Raw genomic sequence first — 22,833 nt, forward strand, 5'->3', positions numbered from 1 at the left:
ATAGATTCATGGTAACTATCTAGCCTACAAAAAAGTCGAATAATATCAATTACGAGGAAAACAAGGAGTTTGATAACTAACTAATGAACAGCGAAAAAGCACCATAATCCTCTTTTATTCTTTCTATTTGGCTCATTATTTCTATATCAAGCTTCTTGATTTTATTTTGAATTTCTTCCATTAGATCCAATGTCGCTTCAATCCTCAAAGATTTGACGATTCTGAATAGTTGCTTCTGAATAATTGAAATCGATTTTATACGGCATTTTGCGGTTGACTCGACACTATTGTCATGGAAATTTAATTATTGAGCATAATTTTTGATCTATTCTCATTAATATATAGCAATAAAGAGTTAACATGTGACCAATAACTAAATATTCTTGCCACTATTTTTGTGGAGGCTCGGAGAAGTATATCTGAACGTCTGAACACAGTTACAATGATTCACGAAACATTTCTAATATATTAAAACTCTTGTACGACATTCATTTAAATCACGCTGATTATTATAAAAATATAACCATAGATTGAGAGGAAACTTATTCCTTGTGTTCTTAAGGGAAAATTTTTATCATTAGATAAATAGACGTGAAAAACGGAGAACTTTATCCAAAGTTTTATATTTTATCGTATGTACTCGAATCCAGCAGTTCTCGTTCCAAATAATTTATTCAGGATCTTTTTTTAGATTCTCAAAGCCCAGAAAATAGTAACATACTTTTAGATTTTATCAAACATTCTTATTAGAGTTAGATGTTCATCTATACAAATATTCGTACATTGATAATAAATTTAAGTATGACAGCTTTCAGACAACCTCGATTTTGTAACAGAGACAGGGAATCTTTTTATTGGAGAATTGCTTTATAATTGCCAACATTTCTATAGTTTTATTCTTTATGTTCTCAAGAGGAAATTCATGTAAGTAAGAGGAATTGGCTTGAAAAACAGAGAGATTTGTTCTAAATTCTGTATATATAGCATGCTTTTGGGTTCAACAATTCCTGATGTAAATAATTCCTCCAGAATATTTTTTTATAGTCATAGAATCCGAGATATACACATATATTTTAAAATATTATCTAGTATGTTTCAGAAACGACTCATATTTCATAGTGTTTAGTAAGCAGTCACAAATTTTAAGGAGATGTATACACGTCACTTGACCAATATCTGCCTATTAAGAATAGTAATGAATTTCATTATGATCTCCTCCAGATGACGCCATTGTTAACACGAGAATTAGGAATTTTTTTATTGGTAGGTTTCTTCCTTCTTGCAAGTGTTCCTACAACTTTATGCGCAACTAGCTCATCAATAGTATACGTTGCTGGAGATGGCACTGGAAAATATAATTGTGATGGAAAAGATGATCAAGTGCAGATCAATCAAGCCCTGAAGCTTGTGGCAAACAATCCTACAAAATATACTACTGTACACCTCAAAGGACCTTTTACATACGTTATTGACGATACTATTTTAATCGGTAGTAATACTATTCTTGAAGGAGATTCGAGTGCTGTGATCAAACTTGCTAACAATGCAGGTTGGGTTGCAATGAAACCCTTGATCAAGCAGATGAGTAGTTCTGGAAATAGTAATATTGTAGTAAGAGGTTTCGAGATTAATGGAAACCGTAACGGTAATTCCAAAGTTTCTTTGGGTGACGGATACTATAATATGATGTACTTCACGAAATGCAACAACGTGAAAATATACAATATGTGTATGCATGACGGTCACGGGGATGGGCTGAGGATAAAATATGGAAAAAATATTAAATTTTATAAAAACAGGATATACAAGCTCGGGCATGATGGTCTTTTTACAATTCAGTGTAAGAACGTAAAGGCCTGGAAAAACAGGATAAGCTGCAGGACTAACAGCGGTCTTAGAATCTGGAACTCAAACCATGTAAAAATCTACGGTAATATAATTGATTCTTTCTACCACTGGAGTGCAGGCGGGCCAGGCATTCAGATCGAAAAAGGAGGGACTGGTACGGGTCTTATGACTGATATTAGTATCTACGATAATATTATCCATAACACCTATGGTCCTGGAATCTGGATTTTCAATTATGATACCAATCCTGCTACTAAAAATTATGGAAAAAATGTTCTTATTCACAATAATGTCTTTTACAGCACAGGCACCAATCCTAGCATTACCTGGGTTGGCGGTATTGTAATTAGTGGATTCCGCAACACTTATATTGAAAACAATGTCTTTGATGGCATATATCATGTGGCTATTGCCAATTTATATCCAGAAAATTATCACCCAAGTTACACGGCATCTGTATATGCAACAATTGCCCGCAACAATATAATCGTAAACACCCTGAAACGTAAAAAGAGTCCAAGTGGAACAGGGTATGGTGTGATAAATTATCTCGCCAGTAAAAACCATAAAATATATCTGCAATATAACTGCTTCTACAAAAACGCAGTAGGAAATTATAAAAGTTGCACTTCGTTAAAGGACATCCGTGTAAATCCACTATTTGCGAGCCAGACGAAACATGATTACCATCTAAAATCAACAACTGGAAGATGGAATGGAAAAAGATGGGTTAAAGACACAGTAATCTCTCCCTGTATTGACACCGGACATCCGTCTTGGAGCTATTCTAATGAACCGAAACCCAACGGAAAAAGGATTAACATGGGCACGTACGGAAATACAAAATATGCATCAAAATCAAAGAGTTAATGCGTCATATCTGTGTTGCTCCTTTTATCGAGAATTACAAAGAATTGGATAGTCAATTTGTATCTGATTGGCATTATATATTTAAAAATCATATGTTTCTATATGGAAAAAAAGCAAAAAACCACAATTCATTAATGTTTAGACCCCTTGAAAAAGGATTAGTTTTTTAAGGGATATTAAACTTATTTTCCAAATATAATATAGTGTCAGCTCTCCCTCAGTTAAAGTACATTCATTAAATGATCTATTTGCTGTTTAAATGACTTAAGTACTTTAATTGGAAAATTAAACGTTGATTTATCCTTACTTTTAACATTGAATTTTGTATGGATGAAAATGACATCAGATGCCTTATTTATAGATAAACATAAATTGTAAAAGAATAAAGTATTTATTTCGATTTTTTCTTGATTTAAAAAAGTATTATGGATTATTTATATAAAAAATTGATTTTTAGAATGTACCTTAATTGGGGAAACTCTAAATGCATACCTATTATCCAAAATAAGCATTTTATGCCCTTAGTTTTGGTACTGATTTGGAAGGACCCTATAATGTTACCTGTCCGAACAAAGACTGCAAGCTCTATAGTATTACTAATCAAGGCAATGTTACTGAAAATGTTACATAAGTCATGGAAAAAAATATCACCTCAAAAAATGAGGAGTTTTAACTCCTCACATATATGTGGTCAGCTTCAGAAGTGATTCCCAATAAGCCATACTTAATGACGTGGGACAGGGGTCACCGATACGCAAATATTAACTTACATTATTTCATCCGAAATTTCCTCAGAATAGAACATCTTAACTCGTATTCAAAAATATATATAAAAAAGATTTTGTAAATTCTAAAATTTTGAGAATAAAACTATAAATTCTGAAAAAATTGTACCCTTTTCCCAGAAAGGAAAGGGATATTTCAAATCAATAATTTTTAGAGTTCAGGGTTCTAAAACTCAAGGTTCTAAAACTCAAGGTTCTAAAACTCAGGAATAAATCTATTTTATTTATAAAATGTCTTTAAAGTTGAGAGCATCAGTTTTCGGAAAAGCCCTTCGGTTTCCACCTTTAGAGAGTCATCATTCATGCTTTTTACGGCTTCTTTTAAGGGTTCTTTCGAATCAAGCACTTTTTGTATGGTTTTTTCGTCGGTTTCCACTGTAATGGAAGGCCCGAACTTTGAATTTGGATCTTCAGAAGTTTCATAGCTGTAGAAATCCCTTATTTTTCCTCCTCCCATAAGTAAAGTAACGTAAAGCATCTCGCCGTTATCAAGTTTGATTTTCCCGGCAATTTCCTCACTGGCTACAAATCTCTGCAGAACTCCAGGAACTTTATCAAAATTGTTATTATAAAGATCAGCTTTTTCACTCAGTTCTGCAAAGAGAGCGTTTTCAGTAGTAGAATTCTCAGAAGCCTCATAAAGGTCGGCTTTTTTGATATTCCCTGCGTTCGAGACTGCCCCTGCTATCGGGACAAACAAAAGCATAATAAGAATGAAAAGACTCAGAAATCTTGTTTTGCTGCAATGAGACATATCTGAGAATAAGAGGCAGAAATATAAAAAAGTTATTGATACAAAGTGAACTGAAGCAGGACAAAAAAATTAGAATATAGGACTATACGCAGTTGGAAAAATCAACATTAACAGACCATTAACTGTTTAAAATATGACTTTAATCCACAGTGCTTACTGTAATTGATTTTGTACCTCAAGTGTGTAAGTCCTATAAAGTAATTAGATATTTACCCCAGATAAAGTTAAATTGTGTATAAAATTAAAAAAGAAAGAGAAAACGAAAAAATAAAAATGGAGGTTATAATTAGAGATTGAGCCCGTTTTTAGAGACCTGGAAGACAGGCAATAAAAATGGATCAAAGCAATAAAATCAATTAAATTTGCTTTAACAATTAAATATTGTACCATGGATTATATAAAGATATCTATTTTTATCACCGAGAAAAGAATTACCTGGGCGAATTATACAGAAGAAAAGAATTACTTAAAAGAATAAAAATTAATAGGAATAAAAATTAATAAAAAATTGTTTAAATTAATAAAACTTAAGAAAAATAATAAGTTAAGTTTATCTCGAAAATCCTAAATCAATTGCTAAAAAGAACTGTTATATAAGCAATAGCAAAATAACGCCCGAATTTCCCAAGAAAAACCAGAATAGAAAAATATCGGAAAGAAAGCTGCATAAGTCCTGCAACCATGGTAATCGCGTCTCCGATACCTGGCACCCAGGTAAAAAGAAGGGTGTAAAGACCATATTTTTTAAAGAGCTTTTCACTTTTCTCAAGCTTCTCAGGAGAAGGAGAAAGGAACTTCTCAAGTACCGGACGCCCTTTAAGCCCGAGATAGTACGTTGTGCACGATCCGAGATAATTGCCTGAAGTCGCTACCAAAACAACAGCAAAAGGATTAAAGCCCTGATAAATGAGAGCTACTACCAGCGCTTCCGATCCTAACGGCAAAACCGTGGAAGCCAGGAAGCTCAGGACAAAGAGGTTCAGGTAACCGTAGTCGGTAATAAAGGAACTCAAAGCTTCAAGCATTCAGTTTTACACTCGTAATTCAGTATTTTAAGCTGTCGTTTCAGGCATCAAAACAAACACTATTTTTGTAATGGATCAATCTTTATTTGGAAGATCAGCCATTACTTTGAAGATCAACCATTACTTTGAAGATCAACCATTACTTTGAAGATCAATCGTTACTTTGAAGATCAACCATTACTTTGAAGATCAATCGTTACTTTGAAGATCAACCGTTACTTTGTAGATCAACCGTCATTTTTGACATTTCTGCTTCTAACTAAGAATTTCTGATCAAAAAAAAAGAAATTCCACTCAGGATTAAGACCGGAAAAAATAAGCGGAGAGCCGGATATCCGAAATCTGATTTTCAGCTCTTACCGCAACAAAGGTATTAAAGTTATATTATAGCTGTATGTTCATTTCGTAATGAACCCATAAAGCTATAATACAAGCTTTAATATGAAAGCCAGAAGCGTTAATTAGTTTCTTCTCTTCCGCAGAATAACAAATGCTATGGAGAGTATACCAAGTGTAGCCATCCCACTGAAGAAAGGAGCTTTCTTTGTCACCTCATAACTTTCGCTCAGACCTCCTACTTCAACAGTATATGTCCCTGGCGTGTCCTCAGTGTGTGAGAATTCGATTGATTTGTTCTCACCCGGATTAAGGGTTACATTCTCAGAATCAACTGATTCGTTATTAACCAGCAATTCCACTGTGGATTCTCCTGTGACGTCTCCATTGTTCATAGCGTTCACCCTGATATTTACCGCGGTTCCGGCCTCAACTGAAGCAGGCTGTATCGTGAGGTCTGAGAAGGTGAACTGTGTTGCGGCTTTCTCCGCCACCTCGACCTGGGTTTCTCCGTCTTCATAACCGGTCTTTGTAGCATTTACTACATACGTTCCCGGAGCAGTAACCATGTAGGATGTGATACCTTTTTCGTCTGTCTGTGCGTCAATTATCTGTCCACCGAAAAAGACATCCGCCCCGGAAACAGGCTTGTTTTCCTCAGAGTCCGTGACCTTTATGTCAATCTGGTCTCCTTCCCGGACGGTTTCTGGAGAAACTGAAACTAAGAGTTTCAGGACACCTTGTGCGAGGACATCCACCTTCTTGGTTCCGGAAACATAACCTTCCCGGCTCGCAGTTACAGTGAAGCTGCCTTCATTGCTGGGAGTGAAGGTGAGATTTCCGCTGTCTCCAGTAGTACCTATGCTTTTGTTTCCAACAGAAACTTCAGCACCGACGACTAAAACATTTCTCGCAGTTACCAAAATTTCGGTCGGCTTACCGACTACAAGCGCATCGGGTATTTCAATATCCAGTTGATCTCCTGCCTCGGTTTCGGTTTCGACAAAGGGATAAAAGCGCAGGACTGAAGCATCTGCAACCCTGAATTTGACATTGCCCATCAGGTCTACGACATCACCCTTTGAAAGGGAGATTGAGTCCTCGTTTTTCATTGTGATGCCTGAGTCGGAGATCGAAGTTATTTTCATTTCACCGAAAGAATCTCCCCCAGAAATTTCCAGGAAATCATCCGAAATCTGGAAGATTCCCTCCACAAACACGGCATCTGTTTCTGTGGAACGGAAGACCGTACTTATATGGACCGCAATCATCGGAACATTTTCAGCCCCACCTATATCGGCTTCATAAATATAGTCCCCGCCCTGGGAAACTATTCCCGAATCTAAGAGTTTTCCATTCTTGTAAAGCTCAAAGAGTACGTTTTTCCCATTAACATCAACCTCAGCTGCCTTAAGGGAGTAGCCGTTCTCCAGGACTAAAGAAGAACCAGTGAACAGGGATTTTTTGTCATCGTCATCAATCAGAACTTTTGAAAGAACACGGTCCGACAACACACTTATGCCCTTTGAATTGCCAAGAGTGTTTTCAGGATATCCTGCAAAATATTTCTCTGCCATGAAGCCGATAACTTCATAACTTCCCCAGCCCTCATGTTCAAATTTGACATTTTCAGGCCTTGTAGAATAGACGAGGGATTCATCATCAATTGTCCTGCCATCGAGATTTTCAATAGCAAGGCTTTCAGTGGAAATATTTTCGTCGATGTTATAATAGAAACCTTCGAAGTTAAAAGGCGTCCAGACCATAGTATCAAACTTATCATCGTGTACCGTTCCTCTTAATTCATAGGTTCCGGGCTCGGAGGTTTCAACTATTGGTGCAAAACGAAGTTCATTGGAATCAGCCACAACAAAACTCAGCTTACCCATGATGTCAATAGTATCGCCCTTGCTAAGCGAGATTGAGTCGCTGTTTCTCATTTTTATGCCTGAACTTGAGGTGGAACTTACCTCCATTTCCCCAAATTCATCACCATTCTGGACTTTCACGTACTGGTCTGAGATCTGGAAAATTCCTTCCACGAAAACCGCATTGGTTTCGCTGCCGCTGAAGATCTGGGCAAAATGGACTGCAATTATGGGCACATCTTCAGTATCCCCGATGTCGGCTTTGTATACATAGTCGCTATTGGAGGATAGGAAAGCTTCGTCGACTATCTTGCCGTCCTTTTCAAGCTGTACCCAGACGGTATTTCCGTTAATATCAACCTCAACCATGTTCAGAGAGTATCCTTCGTCAAGAACAAGAGAGGAACCAGTGTACAGGGATTTCCTATCATCGGTGTCTATCAGGACTTTTGAAAGCTGTCCGTCCGAGATAACGCTAATTTCTTTATTTGCAAAGCTTGAGTTTGTGGTGTACCCTGCAAAATAGCGCTCTGCCATAAACCCTATGACATCATAAGATCCCCACTTTCCATACTCAAAGTCGGTCTGTATGGGTACTGTTTCGTACTGCAGATTTCTCTTATTAATTGTCCGGCTGCCCTTACTTAGCTGGACTGTCAGATTTTCAGAACCTTCTCCGGTATCCAGATCATAATAAAAGCCCGAGTAAGTCTGAGGCGTCCATGTGTAGGTAAGGCTCTCATTTGCATTTTCATCCCAGATGCGATTGCCTGTCGAATCTGAAGCCTGAGCAGCTACACTTAGACAAAGCAACCCAAATGCCAGAAATAAGCATAAAATCTTGATATAGTTTTTAATCCCCAAATTAAACCTCCTTTATGCTGTATTAACCGGGAGCATAACTTTCAGGCTTCCGAAAGAAAAAATAGGAAAAAATTTCCTGAACATCCGGAATACACCCTGACCAGGATACCCCCGCCTATCTGAGTTATGTCAAAGATATTCAACTATATGTGTTTTCTAATATCTCAGACATCAAATAAAAAATTTTTGGGCATAATAAGAAATATTTTTCAGAAATCGGAAATAAAAAAATTAAATATGGCAAAAGAAGGAATTGAAAACCTTGAACACCATAAAACTGTTTTCAATTGCCTTTTAAACACCAGAAGAGTAAATATCAGGCAGCGTCTGTCAGGAAGACAATTCAGAACATCCAGAAAATGTCTTTATCACAACCAGTTTTTGCTCAGAGTCAGGTTTTATTCAGAAACACCGTTTTTATTCAGAACCCGATTTATTCTAAAGCGACTTTTTATTCACGTTTGAGAGAAAAGTCTGAAAACAAATTAAAAAGTCCTTTTTCCTCGAGAATCAATTTGATATACACAAATTATAAGTTTGAAGAAGCGATTTCTGACACTTATAAGCAAAAATCAGCATAATTGGATTCATTAAGATCCATTATAAGATTCATAAAGATTCATTCTGCAAAGTAAGACAGAGTAAAAATATGGAGCCGTCTCTGGCATGGAAACGTATACAGGTATTCCCGAAGAATTAAAATTTGCAGTCCTTGAAAGAATACAACCCACTGAACCTGAAAGAGAAAAACTTTTTGCGATCCAGGAAGAACTCGCCTCACAGGTTAAAATCGCAGCAGAAAAACTTGGCATCCCAGGCGTGCTTGTAAAAATGGTGGGATCTGCTGCCAGAGGTACCTGGCTTTCAGGAACTCACGATATTGATGTTTTTATCAGCTTTCCTGAAGAAACCTCCAGAAAAGACCTGGAAACCCTGGGTATGGCAATTGCAAGAGAGGTGGCAAGATATGCCGAGCATGCCGAAGACCGCCACGCTGAGCATCCCTATCTGAATATTACATACAAAGGCTTTGACGTAGATCTTGTTCCCTGCTTCAGGGTTGCTTCGGCTTCCCAGATCAAATCTGCGGTTGACAGAACGCCTTTTCATAACGATTTTGTCAAACCACGCATAAAAGGGCATGAAGACGAAGTCCTGCTTTTGAAGCAGTTTATGCGCGGAGGCGGAGTCTATGGTTCAGAACTCAAGACCCAGGGCTTTTCAGGCTACCTGACCGAACTCCTTGTAATTCGCTACGGCTCCTTCAAAAACACTATCTACGCAGCCTGTTCCTGGAAGCCAGGTGAGAAAATAGATATAATGCAGCATGGGGAAATCGAGCACGAAGAACCTCTTGTAGTGATCGACCCAACTGATCCCAGGCGAAACGTGGCAGCAGCCCTTTCTCTTGACAAATTCTGCACGTTCATAGACCACTGTCGGGAATTCCTAAAAAACCCGGAGCTCAGTTTCTTTTTCCCAGCCCCCATCCTGCCCCTTGAGGACAGCGAAATCCTGGAAAAGCTTGAAAGTAGGAAGAGTACTCAGCTTGCAGTCGTTTTCAAAACCCCGGACGTGGTAGAGGATGTCCTCTTTCCGCAGCTTTATAAAATGGAGCAGGCAGTAGCTGCCCTTCTGAAAGAATATGATTTTACAGTGATAAAAACCGGCGTCTGGTCAGGAAATACCGAAACCGCAGTTATGATGGAACTCATTTCAGGTACCCTGCCCAACGTGAAAAAACACATCGGTCCCCCGGTCTGGGTCAAAGTACACGCAGAGAAGTTCAAGGAAAAATATCAGGCAGCAGACGGCGTTTTTGGAGGTTATATCGAAAACGGAAAATACATCTTTGAAATCCTGCGCAAGTACCCGACGGCAAGAGGGCTTCTCGAAGACCGGCTCATGAGCTGTTCTCTTGGAAAACAGGTACATCAGAGCGTGAATGAGGGTTTTGAGATTATAGAGAATGCCGGGATTTGCAGATTAAAAGAGTATGACTTTAGGATTTATTTGAGGAAATGGATATAAAAGAGATTATAATGTGGACAATAGTAATAGCCAATTAATTGATATTACACAAAACGAGAGATAGGGATATACTTTCGCAAAAGTTTTTAAATGGGCCTTTTCAATTGACCAATTATAAGTCTGCAGTTGTCTCACCCACAGGACTGCCATAATTAAAATAATTTATTCAAAAACATAGCCACGTTTGGAGAAATAATTACAAATGGTATATTGATTCTGGCATAGTATTCGAATATTAGTATAATACACGACTTATCTGAAAAATGGGCCCTACTATTAATAAGAACTTCATCTGAAGTTTTTATTTTTGTGTAAGCATTATTAGTAACATAGCATAGATTTCAAATACTTCGTTGTGGTATGACAGACTATTTTGGTGAGATATAAAAACGAATTTGACCAGATATAAAAACGAATAAAATTCCCCCAAAACATTTAAAAATATATTTTTCTGGAGTGCATCTCAAAACTTGACATCTTAACGTTTGATTTAATGTAATGCGTTGATGGAGGCAACTAAAGTCTATGATGACTGAACCCGATCAAATAATCCAACTTGTATCAAGTTTATTAGCGTTAATCCTTTTTGTTATCTCCCATCTTGCATATCGTCGAGAACGTAGAAAGAAACTTTTTATTTTATCTTTAGCATTTTTTTTCTATTCGGCGATGAATTTTCTGGATGCAGCAGATATTTTTTTCCCTCAAGCAGGTGAATATCCCGAAATTTGGGGAAGTCTACTAAATTTCGTAGTTCTTGCATTGTTTTTTCTTTCCATGGTAACAAAAGAGTAAGGTAAAATGGAATTCGAACTAGAGACTAGAAGAAGAATTTACGAACAAATTAAAAAATCTCCTGGTATTCACTTCCGGGAACTTGAGCGGAGGCTGCAGATGGTAGTTGGCAACCTGCAGTACCACCTTCAATATATGGAAAAGAAAAATCTGATAAGGGCTTTGAATGATGGAGATTATGTACGTTATTTCGTAAAAGACAGGAGCTTAAACGAAACCGAGAGAAAAATAATGTCTTTCTTAAGAAGATCTGGTTGCAGGCATATCCTTCTTCAGCTCCTCAATAATCCGGAAATGAATAACAAAGAAATCTCTCAAGCTGTTGGTCTCTCTCCTTCAACCGTTTCCTGGAACCTGAACAAACTTGTAGAAGCCGGAATAATTAAAAGGGAAAAAACCGGCAGGATAAGTAAATTCACAGTCATTGATCCTTCCGCGATTGCAGAACTCCTTATATGCTACAAAGAAAGCTTTCTCGATACTCTGGTTGACGGTTTTATAGAAATGTGGGAATTCAAGAACTCTAAATAATTTGATCGTCCATCGTTTGATTGCTATTATTCCAATATGAGAAACACAGCTTCTAGCCATTCGTTTCTAGAAAACTTATCACTTTTTTAAGAAACCTTCAATATGGCATTTAAACGGAATCACAAACCATGTTGTAGGTAACGTAAGGAAAACATCAAGCATGTATTGCTAGGCGATCAAAATTTTGAGTTAGTCTCATTATATGGGTCCTTTTTCACTGGTTTTAAACTAGTATATTGATTCCAAATTATGTCCGAAATGAACTTTTGACAACCACTGAAAGTACGGAAGACACGGAAATAAGTAGTAAAGGTGTGCTTCTGCTGTGCTTTCCGTGGTTTCAGTGGTTTCAGTGGTTGTAATATCCAGATCGAATCACTCTGCGACCGGTTGCATTTTCCATGTTACAGAATTCCATCTGACTTTAAAATAATATTTGCGTCATAAGCTGCAATTATTTTTTTATTATGTATTTATTTTAGAATCGATGCACTAGATTGAGATATCCTGCTTAGTTAACTTTGATGATAGATACACCAGCTTCAAGATACACTTACAAAAGAATGTTGAATAATGAAGGTAAATTTTATCAAAAAGTCCGCTGAATTATACGTTTTTAAAAATCAACCGAATAAAAATAGACGAAACTTTTACGCTTACTGAGCAAAAATTGAAATTATTTATGGTGGCGGGAAACATGGAAGAAACTTGGAAAACCCGCCACATTCTCCTATGGAAGAAGGTTCCGCCACATTCTTCTAGGGAGGAAGGTTTGAAATATTTTGTAGTGTTGATCCCGATCATTCACCACAATAACCTTCAGTTTTCAGTCTTCATTAGACATAATAACGATTCTGGTACATTATTCGAATATTAGTACAATCGTCGAACATTAGTACAATATTCGAATAATCAAAATTTTAAATAGATATAGAGTTAAATTTTAAGATTTCGTTGGAGCATATCGGAAATAGGAAAAGTTTCCTCCGAATATCTAAATAGAGGACCAAAAGAGATTTATAAGACACCATTTTATAAAACGGTGTAAACCAATTTTCGGGATGAGGAGAAACGAAACTATCTTCGACAATAAACGTAATAAATAGATCGGATTGATGAAGAATAGTGAACAGCCTTAAATTATTGATCCCGATGATTCTTCTTACATATAATAGATTTTAACAAATATGGAGGAAACAACAAAATGAAGAGATTTGTAGCCAGTGCAATGGCAGCTCTCATGCTTCTGACTGTATTTGCATCCGCCGCAATGGCTGATGATAATACAACCTCAGCAGCGAGTACAGTTGAGATCCGCGGCCCTGTGTACAATGGCTCAAGTTTAACCGACATCCTTGCAAATACTGCATACGGTAACGATACAGCTATTACAATGGATGCTAACAAATTTGCAGCATTCTATTACGACATTGACAACAATGTGACAACCGAGTCTCTTTCCATTAAGAACGTTGCTGGTACTTCTGGCAGGACTATAGGAGATAACGGTTTAGTATACAAGACAACAATCGGAAAAGCTGAATACGAGAATAAAGATGTCGACTGGGGCAACTACAGTGTGATTGGCTTCTTCGCAGACAAGTATATCCCACTGAAGTCCAACGCTGCTGACAAGCTCGCCAAACTCGTTCTTGACAGTGACGACAAGTACACTCTCAAGACCGGCGAATCCCTTGACCTCGGTGATGGGTACTCTCTCCAGGCCAAGCAGGTCGATGTTGACGGTAATAAGGTCTGGCTTGAATTCGACAAGGACGGAGAATACGTCGATGACGAGATAGTCTCAACTGACTCTGGTGATCATACCTGGACTTGCAAAGTTGACGACGTGCAGGGCGAAGACGATGTTCCTGTCTTGAAAGTACATGTCAACCAGGTATTCCAGGGCGCAGTTGACAGCATTGCACAGATTGATGCTGTCTGGCTCATTGACTACGCAAACGCAATAAAAATCAACTCTGACGATGAATTCGGCAAACTCAACGATGTTTCCATTAATGGTCCAACCATTACCATCACAAATGATGATACATTCAGTCTGACTAAAGACTCGGATCAGGAAATCGGGCAAGGGTTATACTTCAAGGTTGCTGACTCCAATGATCTCAGGTTCTATGCCTACAAGCAGCAGACAACTCCTGGAACCTATGATGTAAGAGGAACCGTTGTTTCCGGCACGCAGCCTTACACCTGGACTTCAGACAACTTTGCTGGATTCTTCTACGACCTGAAAAAGAATGTTGGAACCGAAACTCTGAGTGTTTCTGACGTGAACGGAAGAACTATTCCTAAAAACGGCCTCAACTACAGCACTACTATAAGCAAGGTTGATTATAATGCCGATGACATTTTCAATGGAACGTACCCTGTTCTTGGCTTCTTTGCACAGAAGTATGTCCCGCTGAAATCCACAGACGCCAGCAAGCTTGCCAAACTCGTTCTTGACAGTGACGACAAGTACACTCTCAAGACCGGTGACACACTTGACCTCGGTGATGGGTACTCTCTCCAGGCCAAGCAGGTCGATGTTGACGGTAATAAGGTCTGGCTTGAATTCGACAAGGAAGGAGAATACGTCGATGACGAGATCGTCTCAACTGACTCTGGCGATCATACCTGGACTTGCAAAGTTGACGACGTGCAGGGCGAAGACGATGTTCCTGTCCTGAAGGCACATGTCAACCAGGTATTCCAGGGCGCAGTTGACAGCATTGCACAGATCGATGGTGTCTGGCTCATTGACTATGCAAACGCAATAAAGATCAACTCTGACGATGAATTCGGCAAACTCAACGATGTTTCCATTAATGGTCCAACCATTACCATCACAAATGATGATACATTCAGTCTGACTAAAGACTCGGATCAAGAAATCGGAGAGGGAATGTACTTCAAGGTCGCCGACTCCAGTGATCTCAGATACTACCCATACGTTGAGCAGACCCTTGGTAACGGAACAGTTACAACCACCCTGGGTAACACAACCAGCATCGATAACACAACAGTCACCGATAACATGAGTGTTACTCCAACTCCAGTTGTGAACAGCACTGAAACTCCAGATGTAAACGCGAGCACTCCTACAAACATGGAGACCCAAACAACTACAGATACATCAGCTACTGCAAACAACACAACCGAAACAAAGAACAAATCTCCTGGCTTTGAGATTGTCCCAGCAATCTTCGGGCTGCTGTCAGTCTTCTACATTGTCAGGAAGAACAGATAAATTCTCTGAATGAAGGATTTTCTTAATCCTTCTTTTTTTAATTTATTACTAAAATTCCAATTGCCTGTTGTGTACCAAAATCCGCATTTTTAGGCTCATAAACATTTCTTGATATCAGTATATGCGCTTAAATTTAAGCACATTACCATGCCACAGAATTTTAAAATCATGATCAATTAACCTCATATAGTGTCATAACTCACATGTGCGCTTAATATTTGGGAACTAAGGATTGTATCCTGAAATGATTTTGCAGATTCATAATTTATGTTGTATCCTGAAATGATTTCGCAGATTCAAAACGTTTGGAAGTTCAATACACGATACAACAGTAGGCGCCGCAAAAAGTTAAACGCTGAGTAAATTCTGTTACATTCCGATACTGTGGAATGATCATGTAAGAGAAAAAAATTCTAGTTAAAGTAAATAGTGGGTCGCCTGCATACAATAGATAACTATAATATAAAATTTAAAAATAAAATAATTTTGGAATAAGATAATTGTAGCTTTTTTCTCCACAATTAATATATAGTTGTTTTATTCTATGGAAAAAACCTAATAAATTGAATAACAGTGAGAGATATTTCATAATTATCTATTTTCGGGTTAATGTATTCAAACACTGAGGCGCACATTAAATGATATCCTCAAATCAATTAGACTTTATGATAATGCTGTCTCTGATATTTTCAGTGCCAGCAGGCTATTATATTTTTGTGCCGGAACCTCTTCGGCCCAAATACTATTATGGAAACCTTGAGTCGCCTGGAATTTTGGAGATTCTACCTTATGTATCTTCGGCTGCATTTATCTTCATACTTATGGATTCACAAAGAGAAATTTCAAACCTCCTGGGTCTCAGTCCCTCTCTCAATTATGATAGATATATGTTGATGCTAGAAGGCACTAAAGTGAGTATTTTCCAGAGCATAGCCAATCCAACGCTGACATACTTTTGCGGAGCAGTTTATCTGGTTGGATTTCCATTCCTTTTGATCTTTACATTTATATTATTCCTGTTTAGCCAAGATGATGAGGCTCTTAAAGAGTATACAATTACTTTTATACTTATATATTTGATAGCCTACGTTTTTTACATATTTTTCCCAGTAAATGTGACCGGACATGTATTGCCAGGAGTGATCCCTTTGCTATATCAATTGAATCCGGCCATCTTGGGGATAGTAACTATCTGTAGTCCCCGTCTTAACAATTGCTTCCCAAGCCTGCATGCAGCACTCTCGGTAATGGCAACGATGTTTATACTTTTTAAGACAGATCTCAGGCGTTACAAGGTTTTTGCAGTAGGAACAACCATTTTCATCCTTTTTTCAATACTGTATCTTGGCATACACTGGATTACGGATATGATTGGTGGGATTATACTCGCTCTTGTTTCTTATTTCGTAGCTATTCGAATTTTTAAAAAGAGGTTCAAGGATGAAAGTACTCGTTTTTATATGCGGTGAAGGGTTAGGTCATACCAGCCGCGGTATCGCGTTGGGCCGGGAGTTGTTGGCTGCAGGCCATGAAGTTTATTTAGGAGCATATGGTTATTCAAAGGAGTTTATCGAGAGAAAAGGATACAAGACCGTTGAAATACCTCCGGAAATCAAACTTGTGGGTGAATCCGGTTCTCTGAACCTGAAAAGATCAATTATATCCACCCTAAAAGGCGGGAATGTTTTTGGCATTTTTAAGGTTCTGAGCTTATTAAAAGAAAAGAAACCTGATATTGTAGTTTCAGATAGTTATTTTACAGGAGTAGTTGCCTCTAAAATCAGAGGAATTCCTGTTTATCTTATAGTTAATCAGTCAAATATGGAAACTTTCTTTAAAAATGGAGGCATTGCCCTAAGAACGATGGGCGGAATAATTAAACAGTTTTATAGCTGCATTTTCAGAAGAGTTGACAGGATAGTAATTCCGGATTTTCCAATGCCTTATACCGTATGCCGGCTAAATCTTGCTTTTGAAGAGAAGGTTTCCAAAAATCTGTTTTTCAGTGGCCCTCTTACCCTTAAAAAATTTGATGATGTGAAGGCTGAAGTCTTACAAAAACCCCATGTATTATCTTTAATCGGGGGATTTGGATATCGAGAGCCCATATTCAGAAAAGTTATCGAAGTTGCAAAACTTGACAAAAGCATAAATTACACTCTCCTTTCGGGACCGAGCCTAAATCCTGATGTTTTCTCAAACCTTCCAGAAAATGTTACAATCAAGCGTTTTATTAATGACCAGTTCCCTTACCTCAAGGCTTCTGATCTTGTAATCGCCCCGGGAGGGCATAGCACTATAATGGAAGCTCTTACTTTTGGGGTTCCAGTGCTTTCGTTTCCGGATATAAACCATAGTGAGCAGGAAAGTAATGCTACTGTGGTAGACCTTGCAGGTTATGGTAAACGTTTGGATTACAGCGCATCTCCAGAAGAGATCCTCCGGTCGATAAAAGAGCTTTTAAAGGATGAAAAGATTCACCAGAAGGTTGAAATTATGAAAAAACTATCTAAAGACCTCAATGCTACTGCAACATTCAAAGAACTCCTTGAATCAAACAGTAAGAGAAGTCAAAAAGTATAGTTATGTTATTGTAATGGACTATGGAAGTTAAATATTGAAGTTAAATATTGAAGTTAAATATTGAAGTTAAATATTGAAGTTAAATATTGAAGTTAAATATTGAAGTTAAATATTGAAGTTAAATATTGAAATTGAATAATTCTGAATAAGGTCTAACGGATTGTGTTTTCATGAAAAATCACACAAAGTGGATAACAAGCTCAATCTTGATCAGTATAATTTCAATAGTGTTTGTTCTCATCTTTACTCTTGATAAGACAACAATTGAAGTTGTTAGGGAGATCAAGCCTGGATATGTAATAGCTGCGCTTGTTATCCACCTGTTTTCTTTCGTTATCTGGGGACTGCGTATAAGGTCAATGGCGTCTGCACTGGGGCATAAAATAGATCTTAAAACCTCTATAGAAATGGTAATCTCCGGCACTTTTGTTGCAGCGCTTACGCCTTCTTCGATAGGTGGAGAACCTTTGAGAATTCATCTCCTGAGACAGAAAAAAATGCCTGTTGGACAGGCCACTGCAGTTGTCCTAGGAGAACGTATACTGGACGCTCTGTTGATCCTGTTAGCTGTACCTTTTTCGCTATATTTTCTCCGTGGCGTACTGTCAGATCCCAGAACGGATGCGGTGATTATACTAGGAGAACTCCTTTCAATAATTGTCTTTGCCCTTATGATATATGCGACCATGAAACCTCGCTTTATTAAGCTCGTCATAAATTGCCTTATAAGATGGATTGGACGTTTTAGTGGTAAGAAAATAGGATACAAACTACAGAGATTATCAGGATCGATTGACAGGGAAATTGATGAGTTTCATTCAAGCGTGAATATCTTTCTGACAGAAGGGCGTAAAGGCATATACTCCGGGCTGATATACACAGTCATATACTGGATAGCAGAGTTTGCCTCACTTCCAATAACTCTTATGGGTCTTAATCAGTCTCCTTCAATACTCATTTCTTTCGCAGTACAGGTTTTACTCATGATTATTCTAGTTATGCCTTTGACCCCTGGTTCAAGTGGGGTGGCTGAACTTGCCGCAATTTCCCTCTTTTCAATCTTTGTGCCGGCAAATATTCTCGGAATTACAGTGGCAGCATGGAGAGCTTTTACATTTTATACGAATATTATTGCCGGAGGATTTGTAAGTTTTAAGTTACTGAAAGACACGGAGCTTGTGAAAAAATATCTAAAACAACCCCAAAGTGAAGCTTAGAGAAAATAAGAAGTATTTAAGGGTTAGAAGGCTATATCGAAAACGGAAAATTTGAGGTTTAGAAGGCTATATCAAAAACGGGGAATTTGAGGTTTAGAAAGCTATATCGAAAACGGAAAATACGTCTTTGAAATCCTGCGCAAGTACCCGACGGCAAAAGGGCTTCTCGAAGACCGGCTCATGAGCTGTTCTCTTGGAAAACAGGTACATCAGAGCGTGAATGAGGTTTTGAGATTATTGAGGACGCCGGAACTTGCAGATTAAAAGATTTGGATTTCAGGATTTTTTGAGGAAATGGACATAAAAAATCGATATCGTTTCGAGATTGTACCATGTTGGCCAGTTAATTAACCAGCATGGGATTTTCCCAAAGTCCTTATTTAATACGTCTTTCTTGCCAATTCCAAAAATTAAAAAGAAATCTTTTAAGATTATTTTTTAGACCTTATGATGTCTGAGAAGACTGTTAGAGTCTTTTCAAATCACCCAATAATCGAAATCTGCAGAATTTTACCCCTATGCATGAATAATAAAATGAGAATGTCGATATGGGAGTTTTGTTTCTTTTTGGATTTCCTGAATACTATGTGACATTTAGGGCTAAGGTCAATTAACTAAAGCGACGTTCCAAAAGAGTTTTACTTTAGGCATACATGAGCAGTCGCCTGAAACTAGAAAACAATAATTTAGTGAGAAATGTGTGTTAGAAATGTTGTCATTGAAATGATATCCGGGAAGCAGACTAAATAACATCTTTTTTTAATTAATATTGGATTCTGAATTATATTTCTGTAGAGATTATATGTTCTGAACAATTATTTCTTTTGCCGCGTGATTTCAAGTTACTTTCACTGGCATATAATATGGGGATAAATTTACCAGTAAGATATCAAGTACGATATCAAGTACGATATCAAGTACGATATCAAGTACGATATCAGAAACAACCCTGGAAAATTAAACCAAAACTTGTTGATTAATGGGGGAGATGACTATTGGTAAACAAACATATCTGCCGGCAGATAGTGAACTGAGAAATCAACATGTATAATATTGCACTGAATTGTGCTAAAATTAATAAGCAAAGATAAAAGGGGATAAAGATAATGGGAGAACATACATTTACCAGAATGAAAAAGACTGTAACCATTTTGATAGCAGTCTTTTTTATAGCAACACTGACAGCGGTGTCAGTAAGTGCACAGCCCCATCCGACTTCTCGCGGTCCTGCAGGTCATCCGCATATGAGGTGGGATGGTCATAACATGTGGGATGATGACCACAACTGGAGATGGGATGGTCATAGCTGGTATGAACGTGAACATAACTGGAGATGGGATGGTCATAGCTGGTGGGACGATAGACACCACTGGAGATGGGACGGAAACAGATGGTGGGACGGAAACAGATGGTGGGACGGAAACAAGTGGAGACACTAATATTCTTTAATAATTTTCCAGGTTTTTGATTATAGTTCAGAACGTGGAAAAAAATTCCAAATTTGAAAAAAACTCTTGGAGGTTCTTGAAAATTAAGAAGAAGTCGAAAAGTCTCAAATTTCGAGACTTTTTATTATTTTCCTAGTTTTGATTGAGATAAATTGCAAAGATTAACTGTTATTTCAATGCTGATTTTGACAAAATATAGAGTTTAATAAAGCTGCACAAACCCCTCCATCCTTTTTTGATAATACAAATACTCCTGGGCATACCCACAGTAGTGTCCGAAATATTCCCTTCCCCAGTCCCCCATACAGCTCATGTTTTTGCAGGTTTCAAAGTAACTGTCATCTATATGGTAATGCTGGATGATCTGTCTGATGTGGGTATCTACTGGAAAGGCTTCCATTTTATCAAAAGCGAAAAGAAGCACGCAGTCAGCAACCTTTTCCCCAATGCCCCTGAGCCTCATAAGGCGTTCCCGCGCATACCTGTATTCCAGGCGGAAAAGCACGTCAAGGTCCAGCTCGCCCGACGCAACTTCTTCGGCTGCGGCTATTATGTTCTGGGTCCTGAAGCCCAGCTTACATTTGTCAAGCTCGGCGGGATCGACATTTGCAAGAGTTTCAGGGTCAGGAAAGCTGAAATAGCCTGGCTCGATTTCTTGACCGAAAGACCGGCTGAGCAGGTAGATTCTTTTCTGGATTGTGGGAATGCTTGAGGCTGTTGAGAGCATATAGGAAATAAGGCATTCCCAGGGGTCCTGCCTGATCAGCCGCAGGCCCCGATATTTGCGGATTGCTCTGTCGATCAGCAGATCCCGGTTTATGCTTTCGTAGATTGAAGGCAGATTATCGTCAAGGCGGAAATAGCGAGTAAGAAACTCGGGCTGAAGATTTGAATCAACAATCAGTTGCCCTTGGTCCTGAGAAAGCCGGATAACCTGGTCTCCGACAACCCCTGTCCACCAATCTCCGTTTCGCTCCCATCGGAAGACCTGCCCGCAGTCGAGCGTATAGTTAAGATCAAAAAATTCGGGTTTAAGCCTGTACGTCCAACTCAAGCCCCCTGAGAAAAGTCCCTGCAGTTAACGTATCTCCCAGCCCTACCGTGGTTACGGGAAATCTGGAAAGCATTGTAGGCAACATGCAGATAATATAGTTCCCTTTTAAAGTATAAGCCCCCTGCCCAAGAGTTTTTCCATTAAAAGCCTTAAGGAAAGCTTGAACCTGTTCTCTTCCAAATGGGCTCTCCTGAAGTTTCGAAGCTTCCTCTTCCACAAATTTCCGCCCATCAAGCCTGCCTGAAGCTGCATACACGCCTGCACACCTGACTCCGAATTCTAGGGCTTCAAGCTTTTCTCGGGCTGCCCTCTGCAAAATTGAATTTTCGAATTCATCCATTTCAAATTCAGAAACTGCTCTGGAATTAAACTCAAAATTGGTTTTAAACACAGCCAGCACAAATTCCCTGGTATGGATTATGAGCCTCTGAAGCCCATTACCTGATGCCAGCCTGAAAGCTGCACTGGATATAGCACCTGCCTCCATATGCAGAAGCCCCTCTCCGGGAACTCCATGAAAGTTATAAAACATTGCAAGTTCGTCTTCATTCATCCCAAGGCTATCAGAAAGTTTTGCAAACTTCAGAAAGACCGAATTTGCAATTTCTTTACTCGAAAAATGTCCGAATTCCAGGTGAATCTGAAGCTTATTGTTTTTGGTTTTCCAGCTTTTTAGCTGAGAGAAGGTATCATCAAGAATTGTCTTATAAGTGCGGCCATTGGGATAGTTCTCAAGCAGGAGATGAAAACCCGATATAAGTACGCCATCAAGTTCGCAGGCATGTTGAAGGGCATACTGCTCAAACGCAGGGTTGACAAAGAGCCTGAGATTCAAATGATCGCAGGTAGCTATGAAGCGGTTTTCCCTCGGAACCCTAACCTCGGTTCCGTACAGGGAAAATGTCTCCCCCTCAGAGAAATCAAATACGAAATGTATGGGTTCCTGGCTGCTGGAAAAAGCACCTTTATTTTCTTCAGGCACTTTCTTTGCGTTTTCCGTTCTCTGCATGGAGGGTTCCGGAAAATAGATCGCCTTTTTTGAGAAGAGGGAAAGCTGTGTTTTAGAGGGCACTGCAACATTCGGTATTACTCTGGAAGCGCCTAGCTGAGAGAGAGCATTTGCCATTATTCCTGCGTTTCCTCCCATTCTTACTAAGGATTTTCCGAAATAGCGGCTTTTAAGAAACTCGAAAACGGACTGCTCAAAAACAAGCCACTCGGCCCCACATCCATTTTTCATACAGTAGGCAAGCCCTGCTACAAAATCCGATTCCGAAAAGATTTTACCGGGGGGGTTCTTGATTTTGTCAAGGATTTCAGCCTCTTCGAAAGTATCCAGCAGTTCCGAAATCTCGGCCCCGCTGATCCGGTACACCGAATCTATATTAACATTATATCCGCAAAGTATGTTCATCTAATCAGGTCCTGTATCCATGGGAATAGGAAGCAAGTGGAAGGCAAATTGGAAGCAAGTGAGAAGTGAATGGTGGGCATGCGGGAGGTAAGTGTAAGGCAAATGAATGGAAAGTAAATGAATGGAAAGTAAATGAATGGAAAGTAAATGTCGACTTCGG

The 22,833-nt window shown here is 38.7% G+C and carries 15 protein-coding genes; 10 read left to right on the forward strand and 5 right to left on the reverse strand.

The window, feature by feature from the left end; translation table 11 throughout:
• The first annotated feature begins 1,260 nt into the window (after positions 1–1,260).
• A complete protein-coding gene (locus MSBRW_RS14570) occupies positions 1,261–2,718 on the forward strand; it encodes a right-handed parallel beta-helix repeat-containing protein (protein ID WP_230669777.1) in 1,458 nt (485 codons plus the stop codon).
• Between the two features lie 1,005 nt (positions 2,719–3,723).
• On the opposite strand, the gene MSBRW_RS14575 is transcribed toward MSBRW_RS14570, so the two are convergent.
• The 3 genes from MSBRW_RS14575 to MSBRW_RS14585 form a co-directional block, all read right to left on the reverse strand.
• The gene (locus MSBRW_RS14575) at positions 3,724–4,209 is read right to left on the reverse strand and encodes a hypothetical protein (RefSeq protein ID WP_155398319.1); all 486 of its coding nucleotides are present in this window, start codon (positions 4,207–4,209) and stop codon (positions 3,724–3,726) included.
• Positions 4,210–4,826: 617 nt separating this feature from the next.
• Positions 4,827–5,282 (reverse strand): YqaA family protein, encoded by a 456-nt coding sequence (locus MSBRW_RS14580; RefSeq protein WP_011306997.1) that lies wholly within the window; start codon positions 5,280–5,282, stop codon positions 4,827–4,829.
• 461 nt (positions 5,283–5,743) lie between these two features.
• The gene (locus tag MSBRW_RS14585) at positions 5,744–8,350 is read right to left on the reverse strand and encodes an S-layer protein domain-containing protein (protein ID WP_011306996.1); all 2,607 of its coding nucleotides are present in this window, start codon (positions 8,348–8,350) and stop codon (positions 5,744–5,746) included.
• A 666-nt stretch (positions 8,351–9,016) separates the two neighbouring features.
• Here MSBRW_RS14585 and cca point away from each other — a divergent pair.
• The 9 genes from cca to MSBRW_RS22535 all read left to right on the forward strand — a co-directional run bounded on the left by cca (position 9,017) and on the right by MSBRW_RS22535 (position 20,196).
• Positions 9,017–10,381, forward strand: a complete 1,365-nt coding sequence (gene cca, locus MSBRW_RS14595; RefSeq protein WP_011306994.1) for a CCA tRNA nucleotidyltransferase — start codon at positions 9,017–9,019, stop codon at positions 10,379–10,381.
• A gap of 525 nt (positions 10,382–10,906) precedes the next feature.
• The gene (locus MSBRW_RS14600) at positions 10,907–11,176 is read left to right on the forward strand and encodes a hypothetical protein (protein ID WP_011306993.1); all 270 of its coding nucleotides are present in this window, start codon (positions 10,907–10,909) and stop codon (positions 11,174–11,176) included.
• Positions 11,177–11,182: 6 nt separating this feature from the next.
• The gene (locus MSBRW_RS14605; RefSeq protein ID WP_011306992.1) at positions 11,183–11,707 is read left to right on the forward strand and encodes a winged helix-turn-helix transcriptional regulator; all 525 of its coding nucleotides are present in this window, start codon (positions 11,183–11,185) and stop codon (positions 11,705–11,707) included.
• A gap of 1,204 nt (positions 11,708–12,911) precedes the next feature.
• A complete protein-coding gene (locus tag MSBRW_RS14610; RefSeq protein WP_011306991.1) occupies positions 12,912–14,957 on the forward strand; it encodes an S-layer protein domain-containing protein in 2,046 nt (681 codons plus the stop codon).
• 638 nt (positions 14,958–15,595) lie between these two features.
• Positions 15,596–16,426 (forward strand): phosphatase PAP2 family protein, encoded by an 831-nt coding sequence (locus MSBRW_RS14615; protein WP_011306990.1) that lies wholly within the window; start codon positions 15,596–15,598, stop codon positions 16,424–16,426.
• Positions 16,398–17,540 carry a UDP-N-acetylglucosamine--N-acetylmuramyl-(pentapeptide) pyrophosphoryl-undecaprenol N-acetylglucosamine transferase gene (locus MSBRW_RS14620; protein ID WP_011306989.1) on the forward strand — a complete coding sequence of 381 codons (1,143 nt, stop codon included), beginning with the start codon at positions 16,398–16,400 and terminating at the stop codon, positions 17,538–17,540. Before MSBRW_RS14615 ends, MSBRW_RS14620 begins: the two co-directional genes overlap by 29 nt.
• 170 nt (positions 17,541–17,710) lie before the next feature.
• Positions 17,711–18,757: a lysylphosphatidylglycerol synthase transmembrane domain-containing protein gene (locus MSBRW_RS14625; RefSeq protein WP_011306988.1), complete on the forward strand. Its 1,047-nt coding sequence runs from the start codon at positions 17,711–17,713 to the stop codon at positions 18,755–18,757.
• A gap of 135 nt (positions 18,758–18,892) precedes the next feature.
• Positions 18,893–19,021 carry a hypothetical protein gene (locus MSBRW_RS24085; RefSeq protein WP_329957365.1) on the forward strand — a complete coding sequence of 43 codons (129 nt, stop codon included), beginning with the start codon at positions 18,893–18,895 and terminating at the stop codon, positions 19,019–19,021.
• A gap of 842 nt (positions 19,022–19,863) precedes the next feature.
• The gene (locus MSBRW_RS22535) at positions 19,864–20,196 is read left to right on the forward strand and encodes a hypothetical protein (protein WP_011306987.1); all 333 of its coding nucleotides are present in this window, start codon (positions 19,864–19,866) and stop codon (positions 20,194–20,196) included.
• A 211-nt stretch (positions 20,197–20,407) separates the two neighbouring features.
• On the opposite strand, the gene MSBRW_RS14635 is transcribed toward MSBRW_RS22535, so the two are convergent.
• Both MSBRW_RS14635 and MSBRW_RS14640 read right to left on the reverse strand, forming a co-directional pair.
• The gene (locus MSBRW_RS14635) at positions 20,408–21,259 is read right to left on the reverse strand and encodes a DNA-3-methyladenine glycosylase family protein (RefSeq protein ID WP_011306986.1); all 852 of its coding nucleotides are present in this window, start codon (positions 21,257–21,259) and stop codon (positions 20,408–20,410) included.
• Positions 21,237–22,673 carry an ADP-dependent glucokinase/phosphofructokinase gene (locus MSBRW_RS14640; RefSeq protein WP_011306985.1) on the reverse strand — a complete coding sequence of 479 codons (1,437 nt, stop codon included), beginning with the start codon at positions 22,671–22,673 and terminating at the stop codon, positions 21,237–21,239. Before MSBRW_RS14640 ends, MSBRW_RS14635 begins: the two co-directional genes overlap by 23 nt.
• Between the last annotated feature and the right edge of the window lie 160 nt (positions 22,674–22,833).

The organism is Methanosarcina barkeri str. Wiesmoor (genome assembly GCF_000969985.1).
In the GTDB taxonomy this organism is placed as follows: Archaea; Halobacteriota; Methanosarcinia; order Methanosarcinales; family Methanosarcinaceae; genus Methanosarcina; species Methanosarcina barkeri_B.